The organism is Gordonia insulae (assembly GCF_003855095.1).
In the GTDB taxonomy this organism is placed as follows: domain Bacteria; phylum Actinomycetota; class Actinomycetes; order Mycobacteriales; family Mycobacteriaceae; genus Gordonia; species Gordonia insulae.
The window spans coordinates 2,848,242-2,862,457 of record NZ_CP033972.1 but is presented as its reverse complement, the minus strand read 5'-3'; the positions used below and the strand labels follow the sequence as shown (position 1 = coordinate 2,862,457).

The following is a 14,216-nucleotide window of genomic DNA, read 5'->3' as shown; positions in this document are numbered from 1 at the left end:
CGTCGGTCGCCGAGCCCACAATCCGACGCCCTATCGCAGAATTTCTCGATCGGATTCCCGGACGGCCCGGTTACGGGAGCGGCACCTGTGGCCACGAAGGGTCAGACCCGCGCCGACGTGGCCACGATCGCGTCGGCGACCGCGGCCGGCTCGTCCAGCGAGACGAAGGTGCGCGCGCCGGGCACGTCGATGAAGCGCGAGTCGCCGAAGACCGCGGCGAACCGACGCCCGTGCTCGGGGGTGAAGCAACGGTCGTCCGAACCCCAGACCATCGTCACCGGGAGTGTCACCCGCGACATCCGGGGCGTGACCGCGGCGAGGTCGGCGCGATCGATCTTCTGCAGGAAGGCGATGAGGTCGTCACGGATCCGCGCGTCGGTGCGCAGCGGCTGGAACACCGACCAGGTGAGGTCGGGGTCGGGATGGGCGAGCAGCAGACCGACGCCGAGCGGCGAATGGCGCAGGACGCGCAAGCGCATGGATTCGATCAGCGGCTTGAGCAGGGCTCGCTGACGCAACAGCGCGAACACGAACCGGAACGGCTGCGGCGGGAACAGGTCGAAGGCGTCGCAGTTGGTGAAGACGAGCGCCCGGACGAAGTCGGGATCGGCGTCGAGGGCGAACTGGGTGACGGCGCCGCCGGTGTCGTTGGCCACCAGGGTCGCGTCGGAGAGATTGCGCTCCGCGACGAACTCGCGCACGAGTGTCGCCGCGCCCCGCGGGCTGCGGTCGGCCTGCGATCCCCACGGGATGCGATGCGATCCCAAGGGAAGTGTCGGTGCATAACACCGGTATCCGGCGTCGGCCAGCAGTTCGGCGACCGGTTGCCACAGACGATGGTCGACCGCGACGCCGTGGACGAAGACGACCGGCGGATGGGCGGAGTCCTCCGGCCCATAGGTCGCGTACTCGATGGTGCCGGAGGGGAGGTCGATGGTCGTGATCGTCGCGGTCATGGCTTCGGTGCCTTTCGACTAGGCTGATCGTGAACTTACGAACACTTGGTATGAAAGTTACGTGCAACCTGTATGAAAGTCAATCGTCGCACCCAGGCGGAACGGACCGCCGCGACCCGTTCCGCGCTCATCGGTGCGGGCCGGGCCCTGTTCGGTGAGCACGGCTACGCCGCCGTCGGGACGCAGACCATCGTCGATGCCGCCGGGGTGACGCGCGGCGCGCTCTATCACCAATTCGACGACAAGAAGGGTCTTTTCACCGCTGTCTACGACCAGGTCGAGCAGGACATCACCGCCGAGGTCGCCGAACGGGTCGGAGAGCTCGCACTCGCCGATCCGATCGCCGCCCTCAAGGCCGGCGTCCGTGTCTTCCTCGAACGGGTCACCGACCCGGCCGTCCACCAGATCTCGCTGGTCGACGCACCGTCGGTGCTCGGTTGGAGTGAGTGGCGGGCCCGCGGCGAGGAGTTCGGCTTCGCCCTCATCGAGGGCATCCTCGCTGCGGCGATCGCGGTCGGGCAGATGGCGGATCAGCCGGTGCGCCCGATCGCGCACGTGGCGATCGGGGCGCTCGACGAGTCTGCGCTCTACGTGTCGGCCGCCGACGACAAGGATGCCGCCACCGCCGAAGTGCTCGTCGTCCTCGACCGGATCATCGACTCGTTCGTCGGGTGAGTCGCCGGTCCCGACTCACCGTTCGAGTGCGGACCGATCCCAGCCCCCGGCGTCGGCGGCGGCCACGTAGGTGCTCTCCAGGAACTCGAGAAGCGCGGCATCAGGGTCGGCGGCCTCGCGAACGGCCGTGTACGGCAACAGGAACTCACCGAGCGACTCGTCGAACGACGCGGCGTCGGGACCCACCCGGGCCGATCGGAACCCGTCGGGTTCGGGATAGGCGTACGAGTAGAAGCTGCCCTCTCCGTCCGGGCCGGGCCAGTAGCCGGCACTGCTGACCTCGTGCGAGTACGCCTCCCACATCACGTGGGGACCGCAGTTCGGCGCACCGCCGGGATGCTTCGGAGCCGGTCGTCCGGAGAATCGCGTGACAGCGAGATCGCAGGCGCCCCAGAAGAAATGAGACGGACTCACCTTGCCGACATAGCGCGATCGGAACTCGTCGAAGACGCGGTTCATCTGTACCAGGGCAAGCCAGAACCGATGTGCGGCGTCGGCGTCGTAGGCGCTGTGCTCGTGATCGACGTCGAACGGGATGGCGTCGGGTATCTCGACCGGCATCGTCCAGATGTCCGTCCGGAGATCCAGGTCGTCGAGCGTGGCCATGACGTCGCGATAGAAGTCGGCGATCGGACGTTCCCGCAACGGGATCGAGCGGCTCTCGCCCGTGGTCGTGGTGACCACCAGGCGGGGCTCGATGAAGTCGAACTCCATCGTGAAGCCCCGACTACCGTACGGGATGAGTCCGGTGGTGAGGCCACGACTCGACACATGCAGGACGACGTTCCACCAGTGGCTCATGACCGGTGTGTGGGCCATCCGGATCTTGCCGACGACCTGTGTCATCAGCTGCAGGGTGTCGCGGGTCGCCGACCAGTCGGCGACGGGGATTCGCGGCCACGCGGAGTCGGGCGGAGGCATCGGACGCGACATCACGGTCCCTCTGCGGCAACGAGTTCGGCGCATCGCTCGCCGACGAGCATGACGGTGATGTTCGGGTTCACTGTCGTGTGTGCCGGGAAAACCGATGCGTCGGCGACGCGCAGCCGGTCGATGCCCTTCACCCGGAGTTCCGGATCGAGCGGCGACATCGCGTCATCGGTCGGTCCCATCCGGACGGTGCCGACCGGGTGGTAGACGGTGTTGTGGGTGCGGCGGATGTAGTCGGCCAGCTCGTCGTCCGACGTCGCGTCCGGCCCCGGATACAGCTCGCGGGCAACCCAATCGGCCAGCGGTGCGGCCGCGGCTATCTCACGGGCCTTACGGATGCCGGTGATCATCACGCGCATGTCGTGGCCGTCGGGGTCGGTGAAGTACCGGGGATCGACCCGCGGTTTGTCGCGGAAGTCACGGGAGCGCAGCCGGACCGTCCCGCGTGAGCGGGCGTGCGTCACATTCGGGGTGAGGCAGAAGGTGCTCTCACTGGTCGGATAGCCCTGCCGCAGCGTGTGCATGTCGAACGGCACACTGCCGTAATGCATCATCAGGTCGGGACGATCCAGTCCGTCGACCGTGGTGGTGAAGATCCCGGCCTCCCACCACTGGGTGGATTCGGCGATCATCGGTCGTGTCGTCTCGAAGCCGATCACGCCCTCCGGGTGATCCTGCAGGTTCGCGCCGACGCCCGGTGAGTCGACCAGGACGTCGATCCCGTGCTCGCGTAGATGGACGGTCGGCCCGATTCCGGACAGCATCAGCAGCTTCGGGCTGTCGATGGCACCCGCGGACACGATCACCTCGCGGGAGGCGCGCACGGTGGTGGTGCGGCCGAAGGCGTTGTCGGTGATGTCGACACCGACGGCGCGCAGAGCGCCATCGGCTTGTTCGACGACGATTCGCTTGGCCCATGCCCCGGTGCGGACCGTGAGGTTCGCGCGGTCGAGATTCGGATGCAGGTAGCTGACCGACGATGACGCGCGCACGCCGTCGGGTCGACGGTTGATCTGGAAGAAGTTGGCGCCGTTGGTCACCGTCGTCCCGCTGTTGAAGTCGACGCGCGGGATACCGACGGCCTCACACGCGTCGAGCAGGGCCACGCCGCACGGGTCGTCGGGCGGAACGGTCATGATGTGCACCGGGCCACTGCGCCCGTGGTGATCGCCGGGGGCGTCGTTGGTCTCTATCTGCGGGTACAGCCGGTACACCGAGTCGGACCCCCAACCGGTGCAACCGAAGTCCCGCTCCCACGAGTCGAGGTCTTCACGCGGCGCCCAGAACGCGATGCAGCTGTTGTGCGAGCTGCACCCGCCGAGCACCTTCGCCCGGGCATGCCGCATGAAGTCGTTGCCGTTCTCCTGCGGCTCGATCGGATAATCCCAGTCGTACCCGGACTCGAGGAGTTCCATCCACCGATCGAGCTGCAGGATGGCGTCGTCGCCGACGTCGGACGGCCCGGCTTCGATGAGACAGACCGTGACAGCGGGATTCTCGGAGAGTCGTGACGCGACCGCTGCGCCGGCCGAGCCGCCGCCGACGACGACGTAGTCGTAGGTGTCGGTCATCGGTTTCCTCCTCGGTCCGTGAACCAGTCGGTGACTCCCGGCCGGAGGTTCTCGTAGACATGCTTGGGCTCCCGATATTCGGCAAGGCCCGACGGTCCCAGTTCCCGACCGACTCCGGACCGGCCGAACCCTCCCCATTCCGCCTGTGGCAGATAGGGTCCGAAGTCGTTGACCCACACGGTGCCGTGCCGCAGTCGTGCGGCGATGCGACGGGCACGTGCCGCGTCGGAGGACCAGACCGCACCCGCGAGCCCGTACTCGGTGTCGTTCGCGATGGCGACGGCCTCGGCCTCGTCGGCGAACGTCTCGACGGTGACCGTTGGCCCGAAGGCCTCGTCGTGCACGCACGCCATCGTCCGGCGTGCGCCGTCGATGACCGTCGGCAGGTAGAACCAGCCGTCGTCGAGGCTCCCGGAACCGTGATCGCCGGTGCCGAACGCTCCGCCGGTTCGGATCACGGCCCCCTCGGCGCGGGCCTGCTCGACATATGCGTGCACCTTGTCGCGGTGTGCCGACGAGATCAACGGCCCGGTCTCGGTGCCCTCGTCGAACGGACGGCCGAGCCGAATCTGTTCCGCCCTGCGGACGAGCTCATCGACGAAGCGATCATGCGCTGATTCCTCGATGACGAGACGTGCTCCGGCCGAACACACCTGACCGGAGTGCAGGAACGCGGCGTTCAGTGCGTTGTCGACGGAGGCAGCGAGCCGATCGTCGGTGTCGCAGGCGTCGGCGAAGATCACGTTCGGGTTCTTGCCACCGAGTTCGAGTGCGACCTTCTTCACCGTCGCGGCGGCCTCGCCCGCGATGATCCTGCCGGTGGCCAATCCGCCGGTGAACGACACGAGGTCGACGTCGGGGTGGGCCGAGAGGGGCGCGCCCGCATCGGCGCCCGCGCCGAGTACCAGGTTCGCCACTCCGGACGGCAGCCCGAGATCGTCGAGGACCCGCATGATCAGGATCGACGTGTGCGGGGTGAGTTCGGCGGGTTTGAGGACGAACGTGTTGCCGGCGGCGAGGGCGGGCGCGATCTTCCACGCCGCTTGCAGGAGCGGATAGTTCCACGGTGTGATCAGGCCGCACACCCCGACCGGCTCGTAGACGATCCGGGAGTCGACATCCGGTGATCCGGCATCGACGACACGGCCCGCGTCGTCGGCGGCCAGCTTGCCGAAATAGCGGAAGCAGTTGGCGATGTCGGTCATGTCGAGGTCGGACTCGTACGGCCGCTTGCCCGTGTCGAGGGTCTCCGCACGCACGAATTCTTCGCGGCGCGTGTCGATCTCGGTGGCGACGCGCAACAGCAGATCGCCCCGTTCGGCCGCGCCGGTCTGCCGCCACGGGCCGTCGTCGAAGGCTGCTCGCGCTGCGGCGATGGCCGCCTCGGTATCCGCAGGCCCCGCCTCGGCGACCACACCGACCAGAGATCCATCTGCAGGGCAACGGATCTCACGCGTTGCCCCGGAAGCCGCCGCGCGCCAAACGCCGTCGATGAAGAGCGTGTCGCTCATGCGGGGGTCCCTTCGGGTTCGGGGTCGGGGGCATCCACCACGGTATCGGGTCCGTGGTCGGTCGCCGCCCGCCGCAGATGCAGGTATCCGAGGTGGCGTTCGTATTGGTCGAGGATGTCGCCGATCACCTGTTCACGGTTGTAGCCGTTGAGCGAATAGCCCTGTGAGCCCTCGGTGAGGTACACCTCGCAGCGGAAATAGCGGTCGTCGGAGCGCTGCGAGAGCACCGCATACGTGGGCGTCGGCGCCGATACCGGCCACACGCAGTACTCGAAGCGCGGTTCGTGCGCCAGTTCGACGATGAGCCGCGGCGACGGCAGTCCTTCGCTGACCGCCGAGTCGTCGACCGTTGCCGAGATGCCCTCCCGCTCGAACTGATCGGCGACCTCCCGCATCGCGGGCAGGATCGAACCCGTGACGAACTTCCGCGTCGCCGACGGGCCGGGGTAGCGCAACGTCCCGACGAGGCGCTGTCGCCAACTGCCGTGTTCTGAGGAGCCCCGTCCCGCGGCGATCGCCTTGGGCAGCGTGGTCCGATAACTGTCCGTCTTGTACGCCTCGTTGCGGACCGCTCTCAGCAGCGAGATGCAGATGAGGCCGAGCACGAACGAGAACGGCAGTCCCATGATCACCGTCGCGGCCTGCAACGTGAGGATCGACCCGTCGCCGCCGCCGGCGAACAGCATCGACAGCGTGAGAAGTCCGATCGCCACGGACCAGAAGATGCGCACCGACTTCGCGCAGTCGGCCATCGGATCCGGTAGTCGCGAGGTGAAATTGCCCATCACGAGGGAACCGGAGTCGGCACTGGTCACGTAGAACAGCAGGCCGGTGATGGTCGCGATCCCGATGAGCAGCGTGGAGCCGGGATACTGCTCGAGCAGCGAGTAGAAGCCGGCTTCCGGGGTCGACGCGGTGGTCTCGGCGAAGTCCTGGTCGCCGCGCGCCACCTCGAGTGCGCTGTTCCCGAAGATCGAGATCCACAGCAGGATGAAGCTGAACGGAACGACCAGGACGCCGAAGATGAACTGGCGCATCGTGCGTCCGCGGGAGATCCTTGCGAGGAACAGGCCGACGAACGGCGCCCACGCCACCCACCACGCCCAGAAGAACAGCGTCCAGCCGTCGACGAATCCGCGGGCGTCGTTGCCCGGAGTCGGATTGACCTGATCCCACGCGAAGGTGTCGAGCGTGCGGTCCGCGAACGTGGACACGTAGTCTCCCGCGTTCTGGGTGAGGCCGTTGAGCAGGAAGTCGGTCTTACCCGCCACGAGGATGTAGACGAGCAGGATGATCGCGAGGATCACGTTCAACTCGGACAGGCGCCGGATGCCCTTGTCGACGCCCGACGTCGCCGACGCGGTGGCGATGATCACCGACAGCACGATCAAACCGATCTGGGCGGCTTTGCCCTGGGAGATCCCGAAGATCTCGTTCAGTCCGTAGTTCAGCTGGACCACACCGATGCCCAGAGACGTCGCGATCCCGAAGATGGTCCCGAGGACCGCGGCGACGTCGATGGCATCACCCCAGCGCCCCTCGACCCTCTTCCCGAAGATCGGGTACAGCGCAGCCCGGATGGTCAGCGGCAGGTTGTGGCGGAACGCGAAGTAGGCCAGGGCGCCGCCCATGAGGGCGTACATCGCCCACCCGGTGACGCCGTAGTGGAACACCGTCCAGGTGACCGCCTCGCGGGCGGCGGCGTTGGTCTCGGCCGGCCCGACGGGCGGATTGAGGAAGTGGGTGACGGGTTCGGCGACCGAGAAGAACATGAGGTCGATGCCGATTCCGGCCGCGAAGAGCATGGCGGTCCAGGTGAACAGGCTGTACTCGGGCCGGGATTCCTCGGGGCCGAGCCGGTATCGGCCGTACTTGCTGGCCCCCAGGAAGATGACGACGCCCACGATTCCGGTCGCGAGAATGAAATACCACCAGCCGAACCACCGGGAGATGAACTCGCGGACGTCGTTGATGACACTGTCGGCCGTGTCCGGAGAGACCAGGGCCCAGATCGCGAAGGCGAGAACGATCGTTGCGGACGTCACGAAGACCGCGACATTGACCGAGCTGCGGCCCGCTTCGGGATGGGGGGCACCGGAGGTGCCGGTGATGTCGTCGGTGCTGTTCTGGTGAGGCCGAGCGTCATCACTCATGTGACGCAGATTACCGGGGGATGTCCGAAATTTCGTCGGATGCCGAGGACGGCGATGACTTCCGGCGGGTCATCGGGTCGTCCTCTGTATGGCAACTGCAACGATCGGCTCAATGCTCCTGTCCAGCGACGACCCGGGTCGGCTCGGCCGCTGGTACGCGTCCGTGTTCGAGGCGCCCGTGCCGACCGATGACGGTTCCGGCTATCCGGTCCTGAATCTCGACGGCTTCTACATCATGTTCGACAAGCGCGACGACGTCTCCGGGCCCAATCCGGGCGGTGCCCGTGCGATCCTCAACGTCGAGGTCGACGACCCGGTCGCGACGGCGGCGCGGCTGGATGAACTCGGTGCCGAATGGGTGAGTCCGCTCGCCGACCGCGACGGCAGCTTCTTCGGTTGCGTCAAGGACCCCGACGGAAACTTCCTGCAGATCCTGCGCATCTCCGACGAGTTCGAGGCCGAGATGAGCAATCCGACCTCCGCCTACAGCGGTTTCGCGGTCCGCGATCTCGACGTCACCACGGAGTTCTACCGCGATGTCCTCGGCATGCGGGTGCTGCGCTTTGCCATGGGAGTGCTCGGGATCCGGATCAACCGTCAGACCACCGTGCTGGCGTACCCGAAGCCCGACCATCGGCCCGCCGGCTACACGATGCTCAACATCCCGGTCGACGATCTCGAAAAGACGATCGACGACCTGGCTGCCAGGGGCGTGGAGTTCCTGCGGTACGACGGCTTCGATCAGGACGATCGGGCAATCGCGCGTGGCGATGGGAGCGGCGACGGGAACGGCCCGGATATCGCCTGGTTCACCGATCCGTCCGGAAATGTCATCTCCGTGCACTCGAAATGACGCGTTCGCTATCGGCGTAGCCTGGGTGGAACATGCCGCCCACGTGCGCGGTTGTACTGCACAGATCCCCGCCGTGGCAACCACGGAATTCAGTTTCCGACCGACGTTAACTGTAGCTGCACTCCAAGCGACCACTAGAGTGGAGGCAGGCTGGTCGTCATCTCTACGGACACCGCTGCAGTTGTTGTCGCTGTGGTTGTCGTCATGGACGGCCGGGGCGCTAGCTAACGAGGGAGAACAATGTTCGAACGGTTCACCGACCGCGCACGTCGCGTCGTCGTCCTGGCGCAAGAAGAAGCGCGGATGCTCAACCACAACTACATCGGCACCGAGCACATCCTCCTCGGCCTCATCCATGAGGGTGAGGGCGTTGCGGCCAAGGCGCTCGAGTCCCTCGGGATCTCGCTCGAGGGTGTCCGCAGCCAGGTCGAGGAGATCATCGGCCAGGGCCAGCAGGCGCCGTCGGGGCACATCCCCTTCACCCCGCGTGCCAAGAAGGTCCTCGAGCTCTCGCTGCGTGAGGCCCTGCAGCTCGGCCACAACTACATCGGCACCGAGCACATCCTCCTCGGCCTCATCCGTGAGGGTGAGGGCGTGGCCGCCCAGGTGCTGGTCAAGCTGGGCGCCGACCTGAACCGGGTCCGTCAGCAGGTCATCCAGCTGCTGTCCGGCTACCAGGGCAAGGAGCCGCAGGAGGCGGGCACCGGCGGTCGCAGCACCGAGGCCGGCACCCCGTCGACCTCGCTCGTGCTCGACCAGTTCGGTCGCAACCTGACCGCTGCCGCGGGCGAGGGCAAACTCGACCCGGTCATCGGTCGCGAGAAGGAGATCGAGCGGGTCATGCAGGTGCTGTCCCGCCGCACCAAGAACAACCCGGTGCTCATCGGCGAGCCGGGCGTCGGCAAGACCGCCGTGGTGGAGGGCCTCGCGCAGGCCATCGTCAACGGCCAGGTGCCCGAGACGCTCAAGGACAAGCAGCTCTACACCCTCGACCTCGGTTCGCTGGTCGCCGGTAGCCGCTACCGCGGTGACTTCGAGGAACGCCTGAAGAAGGTCCTCAAGGAGATCAACACCCGCGGCGACATCATCCTGTTCATCGACGAGCTGCACACGCTGGTCGGCGCGGGAGCCGCCGAGGGCGCGATCGACGCCGCGTCGATCCTCAAGCCGAAGCTGGCCCGCGGCGAGTTGCAGACCATCGGCGCCACCACCCTCGACGAGTACCGCAAGTACATCGAGAAGGATGCCGCACTCGAGCGCCGGTTCCAGCCGGTCCAGGTCGGTGAGCCGTCCGTCGAGCACACCATCGAGATCCTCAAGGGGCTGCGCGACCGCTACGAGAGCCACCACCGGGTGTCCATCACCGATGGTGCGCTGGTGGCGGCGGCGACGCTGGCCGACCGCTACATCAACGACCGGTTCCTGCCGGACAAGGCGATCGACCTCATCGACGAGGCGGGGGCGCGTATGCGCATCCGCCGGATGACCGCTCCGCCAGATCTCCGCGAGTTCGACGATCGCATCGCCGATGCCCGCAAGGAGAAGGAGTCCGCGATCGACGCGCAGGACTTCGAGAAGGCGGCCAACCTCCGCGACAAGGAGAAGCAGCTCGTCGCCGAGCGGGCCGAGCGTGAGAAGCAATGGCGCAGTGGTGATATGGACGTCGTGGCCGAGGTCGACGACGAGCAGATCGCCGAGGTCCTCGGTAACTGGACCGGTATCCCGGTGTTCAAGCTCACCGAGGAGGAGACCACCCGTCTGCTCCGCATGGAGGACGAGCTGCACAAGCGGATCATCGGCCAGGAGGATGCCGTCAAGGCCGTCTCCAAGGCGATCCGTCGTACCCGCGCAGGTCTGAAGGATCCGAAGCGTCCGTCGGGCTCGTTCATCTTCGCCGGCCCGTCCGGCGTCGGTAAGACCGAGCTCTCCAAGGCGCTCGCGAACTTCCTGTTCGGCGAGGACGACGCGCTCATCCAGATCGACATGGGCGAGTTCCACGACCGCTTCACCGCGTCGCGTCTGTTCGGTGCCCCTCCCGGCTACGTCGGGTACGAAGAGGGCGGCCAGCTCACCGAGAAGGTGCGCCGCAAGCCGTTCTCGGTGGTGCTGTTCGACGAGATCGAGAAGGCTCACTCGGAGATCTACAACACCCTGTTGCAGGTGCTCGAGGACGGCCGTCTCACCGACGGTCAGGGCCGTACGGTCGACTTCAAGAACACCGTGCTGATCTTCACCTCGAACCTCGGTACCGGTGACATCTCGAAGGCTGTCGGACTGGGCTTCACCCAGGGCGGCAGCGACGGTTCGCAGTACGAGCGGATGAAGCAGAAGGTCAACGACGAGCTGAAGAAGCACTTCCGCCCCGAGTTCCTCAACCGCATCGACGACGTCATCGTGTTCCATCAGCTGACGCGCGACGAGATCATCCAGATGGTCGATCTGATGATCAATCGTGTGGAGACGCAGTTGAAGAACAAGGACATGGCGATCGAGCTGACCGACCAGGCCAAGGCGCTGTTGGCCAAGCGTGGGTTCGATCCCGTGCTCGGCGCCCGACCGCTGCGCCGGACCATCCAGCGCGAGATCGAGGACCAGCTCTCGGAGAAGATCCTGTTCAACGAGATCGGCGCAGGCCAGATCATTCTGGTCGACGTCGAGGGCTGGGACGGCGAAGACGACGGCGAAGATGCCAAGTTCGTGTTCACCGGTTCCGACAAGCCGCGTGAGGTGCCCGACGCTCCTGCCGAGCTGACCAAGGCCGGCGACAGCAAGGGCGAGGCGAGCTAGCCGAGCAGACAACCGAATACGGGCGGGCCGTCGCGACACAGTGTCGCGGCGGCCCGTTTGTCGTTTGTGTCCGGGGCGCGCTTCCGGCCCGCCTGATCAGGTCACAGACCCGCGATCTTCTCCTCCAGCACGCGCCTCTGGTCACCGTTGGTACTGAGGTCGCGGGCGCGCTCGAGTTCACCGCGCGCCTCGTCGACGCGACCGAGTCGGCTGAGCAGTTCACCGCGCACGCTCGGCAGCAGGTGCGAGCCTGCGAGCTTCTTCTCGTCCACCTCGACGTCGAGCAGAGTCAGCGCCTGTTCGGGCCCCGACGCCATGGAGATGGCCACCACTTTGTTGAGGGTGACCACCGGGTTGCGCGTCAACTGTTCCAGTGCTTCGTAGAGCACGACGATCTGTGGCCAGTCGGTCGAGTCCACGTCGCTCGCATCCGTGTGGCAGGCGGCGATGGCCGCCTGCAACGCGTACGGTCCGCGCCCCTTGCCGAGGCCGTCGCTTCGCTCGAGTGCCGCTGTGCCACGAGCGATCTGGCCCCGATCCCAGCGGCGCCGGTCCTGGTCGGCCAACAGCACCGGACGGCCGTTCGCGCCGAGGCGCGCACCAAAGCGGGACGCCTGGAGTTCCATCAGCGCGACCAACCCGTGGACCTCGGGCTCGCGCGGTGTGAGCGTGGCGAGTATGCGGCCCAGGCGTAGTGCCTCATCGGCCAGTTCACGGCGCATCCAGGTTTCGCCGGCCGTCGCGGAATAGCCCTCCGTGAAGATCAGATAGATGACACCGAGTACGCCATTGAGGCGGGCCGGCCATTCCGCCGGCTCGGGCACCTCGTAGGGCACCCGAGCCGCCGACAATGTCTTCTTCGCCCGGACGATCCGCTGTTGGACAGTCGGCACCGTGGTCAAGAACAGCCGGGCGAGTTCCTCGGTGCTCAGCCCGCCGACCACGCGCAGGGTCAACGCGACCTGAGATTCCCGGTTCAGGACGGGATGGCATGCGGCGAACACCAGTTTGAGCACGTCGTCGCGGACCGGTTCCCATTCCTCCTCGGTGACCGTGCCCAGGTCGCGGGCGATGGCCTGGTATCGATCGTCGAGGCGTTCCTGCCGTCGCCAGCCGTCGATGGCACGACGTTTGGCGACCGCCGTCAGCCAGGCGCCCGCGTTGCGGGGGACACCCGAGCGCGGCCAGGTCTCCAGCGCCTCGGCGACGGCTTCTTGCGCCAGGTCCTCGGCCAGGCCGACGTCCCCGACGACGCGGGCGAGCGACGCGACGATCCGGCTGCCCTCGATGCGCCACACCGCATCGACGGACCGCCGGATGTCGGTGTCGCTCACTTGGTCTCGGCCTCCTGGCGCCAGACCTTCTCCTTCTGGATGTACTCGTTGTCGGCGAAGTCCTCGAAGTCGGACTCGTCGGTGACCCGTCGGACCTCGAGCTTGGCGCCGGGACCGAGCGGTGCCTTCTTGGCCCACTCGACGGCCTCCGCACGGCCGGCGACCTGCAGAATCCAGAATCCGTTGAACAGTTCGTGGATCTCGCCGTACGGGCCGTCGGTGACCAGGGGATCCTCGTCGGCGGTGAAGGTCACCACAAAGCCCTCCGACGGGTCACTGAGGCCTTCGCCCGCGAGCAGGACGCCCGCGTTGATCATCTCCTCGTTGAACCGCCCCATCGCGTTGATGATCTCGGTGAAATCGATGTCGGCAGATGCGGCGACGGCTTCCTCGGTGGCGCGCATGATCAGCATGTATTTCATCGTCTTCTCCTTCTCTCGGAACGCCGGGTTCGGCGTCCTCTACCCCTGCGTCGAACGGGAGCACGACAGATCGACACGGATTCCAGACTAATTTTTCAACGGCGCGAATACCGGACGCTACGATCTCCCGATGACATCAGAATCGACAGAAACCGGCCTGGACGCAGCCGAATCTGCCTCCGTGATCGTCGAGCGTGACGGCGAGATCGCGATCATCCGATTGAATCGCCCCGACAGGCTGAACGCCTTCACCCACCAGATGGGCGAGGAGATCCAGGCCGTGTTCGACGAGACCGACGCCGACGACTCGATCCGTGCCATCGTGATCACCGGGACCGGCCGGGCCTTCTGCGCCGGAGCCGACCTCGGCGGGGGTGCGACCACCTTCGAGCTCGACCAGCAGGAACCCGGCGAGGTTCCGCGGGACATGGGCGGACAGGTCACGCTGCGGATCTTCGCGTCACTCAAGCCGGTGGTGATGGCGATCAACGGTGCGGCCGCCGGTGTGGGTGTCACCATGACGCTGCCCGCCGATGTCCGGATCGCGTCGGAGGATGCGAAGTTCGGTTTCGTCTTCGCGCAGCGGGGGCTCGTGCCGGAGGCCGCGTCGTCGTGGTTCCTGCCGAAGCTGGTCGGGCTGCCGACGGCCTTGCAGTGGGCGATGGGGGCGAAGATGGTGCCCGTCGCCGAGGCGCACGAGCGTGGGCTGATCCAGCAGGTCGTGCCGAAGGACGAGGTGCTGTCGACGGCGATCGAGGTCGCTCGGGATCTGACGTCGACGACGGCGCCCGTGTCGGTGGCCCTGACCCGACAGCTGCTGTGGCGCATGGCCGGGGCGCCGAGTCCGTGGGTGGCGCACGAGGCCGATTCCAAGGCCATCTTCTATCGCGGGACGATGGCCGACGTCGCCGAGGGTGTGACGTCGTTCCTGGAGAAGCGTCCCGCGACGTTCACCGACCGCGTCTCGACGGATCTTCCGGACATCTTCTGACGCAGGTCTCGCCGACCGAGCCGTATCGGGGCG

11 protein-coding genes are annotated in these 14,216 nt (G+C 66.7%); 4 read left to right on the top strand and 7 right to left on the bottom strand.

Features of this window, described 5'->3' with window-relative positions:
* Positions 1-101: 101 nt before the first annotated feature.
* On the bottom strand, positions 102-956 hold the full coding sequence (locus D7316_RS13050; protein ID WP_124708624.1) for an alpha/beta fold hydrolase: 855 nt from the start codon (positions 954-956) through the stop codon (positions 102-104).
* 72 nt (positions 957-1,028) lie between these two features.
* On the opposite strand from D7316_RS13050, the gene D7316_RS13045 reads away from it, so the two are divergent.
* Entirely contained in the window at positions 1,029-1,631 is a 603-nt protein-coding gene (locus D7316_RS13045; protein ID WP_124708623.1) for a TetR/AcrR family transcriptional regulator, read from the top strand.
* A 15-nt stretch (positions 1,632-1,646) separates the two neighbouring features.
* Here D7316_RS13045 and D7316_RS13040 read toward each other — a convergent pair whose 3' ends face one another.
* The 4 genes from D7316_RS13040 to betT are packed head-to-tail and all read right to left on the bottom strand — an operon-like array spanning position 1,647 to position 7,796.
* Positions 1,647-2,552 carry a DUF5996 family protein gene (locus D7316_RS13040; protein WP_124708622.1) on the bottom strand — a complete coding sequence of 302 codons (906 nt, stop codon included), beginning with the start codon at positions 2,550-2,552 and terminating at the stop codon, positions 1,647-1,649.
* Positions 2,553-2,563: 11 nt separating this feature from the next.
* Complete coding sequence (locus tag D7316_RS13035; protein WP_124708621.1) at positions 2,564-4,132, bottom strand: GMC family oxidoreductase; 1,569 nt, start codon at positions 4,130-4,132, stop codon at positions 2,564-2,566.
* Positions 4,129-5,643, bottom strand: a complete 1,515-nt coding sequence (locus D7316_RS13030; RefSeq protein WP_124708620.1) for an aldehyde dehydrogenase family protein — start codon at positions 5,641-5,643, stop codon at positions 4,129-4,131. Before D7316_RS13030 ends, D7316_RS13035 begins: the two co-directional genes overlap by 4 nt.
* Entirely contained in the window at positions 5,640-7,796 is a 2,157-nt protein-coding gene (gene betT, locus D7316_RS13025) for a choline BCCT transporter BetT (RefSeq protein ID WP_124708619.1), read from the bottom strand. The genes D7316_RS13030 and betT overlap by 4 nt, the downstream gene beginning before the upstream one ends.
* 88 nt (positions 7,797-7,884) lie before the next feature.
* Between betT and D7316_RS13020 the strand changes: the two genes are divergently transcribed.
* Both D7316_RS13020 and D7316_RS13015 read left to right on the top strand, forming a co-directional pair.
* Positions 7,885-8,649: a VOC family protein gene (locus D7316_RS13020; protein ID WP_124708618.1), complete on the top strand. Its 765-nt coding sequence runs from the start codon at positions 7,885-7,887 to the stop codon at positions 8,647-8,649.
* Between the two features lie 240 nt (positions 8,650-8,889).
* Entirely contained in the window at positions 8,890-11,436 is a 2,547-nt protein-coding gene (locus D7316_RS13015; protein ID WP_124708617.1) for an ATP-dependent Clp protease ATP-binding subunit, read from the top strand.
* Positions 11,437-11,537: 101 nt separating this feature from the next.
* Here D7316_RS13015 and D7316_RS13010 read toward each other — a convergent pair whose 3' ends face one another.
* Entirely contained in the window at positions 11,538-12,770 is a 1,233-nt protein-coding gene (locus D7316_RS13010) for an RNA polymerase sigma factor (protein ID WP_197718235.1), read from the bottom strand.
* Positions 12,767-13,192, bottom strand: a complete 426-nt coding sequence (locus tag D7316_RS13005) for a YciI family protein (RefSeq protein ID WP_124708616.1) — start codon at positions 13,190-13,192, stop codon at positions 12,767-12,769. Before D7316_RS13005 ends, D7316_RS13010 begins: the two co-directional genes overlap by 4 nt.
* 130 nt (positions 13,193-13,322) lie before the next feature.
* Between D7316_RS13005 and D7316_RS13000 the strand changes: the two genes are divergently transcribed.
* Positions 13,323-14,183, top strand: a complete 861-nt coding sequence (locus tag D7316_RS13000) for an enoyl-CoA hydratase-related protein (protein WP_124708615.1) — start codon at positions 13,323-13,325, stop codon at positions 14,181-14,183.
* Positions 14,184-14,216: the final 33 nt, after the last annotated feature.

What these genes read in the sequence shown, in the direction of transcription:
- D7316_RS13005 (WP_124708616.1), bottom strand. Translation starts at nt 13,192, where the DNA reads ATGAAATACATGCTGATCATGCGCGCCACCGAGGAAGCCGTCGCCGCA.
- betT (WP_124708619.1), bottom strand. Translation starts at nt 7,796, where the DNA reads ATGAGTGATGACGCTCGGCCTCACCAGAACAGCACCGACGACATCACC.
- D7316_RS13050 (WP_124708624.1), bottom strand. Translation starts at nt 956, where the DNA reads ATGACCGCGACGATCACGACCATCGACCTCCCCTCCGGCACCATCGAG.
- D7316_RS13040 (WP_124708622.1), bottom strand. Translation starts at nt 2,552, where the DNA reads ATGCCTCCGCCCGACTCCGCGTGGCCGCGAATCCCCGTCGCCGACTGG.
- D7316_RS13020 (WP_124708618.1), top strand. Translation starts at nt 7,885, where the DNA reads ATGGCAACTGCAACGATCGGCTCAATGCTCCTGTCCAGCGACGACCCG.
- D7316_RS13045 (WP_124708623.1), top strand. Translation starts at nt 1,029, where the DNA reads ATGAAAGTCAATCGTCGCACCCAGGCGGAACGGACCGCCGCGACCCGT.
- D7316_RS13030 (WP_124708620.1), bottom strand. Translation starts at nt 5,643, where the DNA reads ATGAGCGACACGCTCTTCATCGACGGCGTTTGGCGCGCGGCGGCTTCC.
- D7316_RS13000 (WP_124708615.1), top strand. Translation starts at nt 13,323, where the DNA reads ATGACATCAGAATCGACAGAAACCGGCCTGGACGCAGCCGAATCTGCC.
- D7316_RS13035 (WP_124708621.1), bottom strand. Translation starts at nt 4,132, where the DNA reads ATGACCGACACCTACGACTACGTCGTCGTCGGCGGCGGCTCGGCCGGC.
- D7316_RS13015 (WP_124708617.1), top strand. Translation starts at nt 8,890, where the DNA reads ATGTTCGAACGGTTCACCGACCGCGCACGTCGCGTCGTCGTCCTGGCG.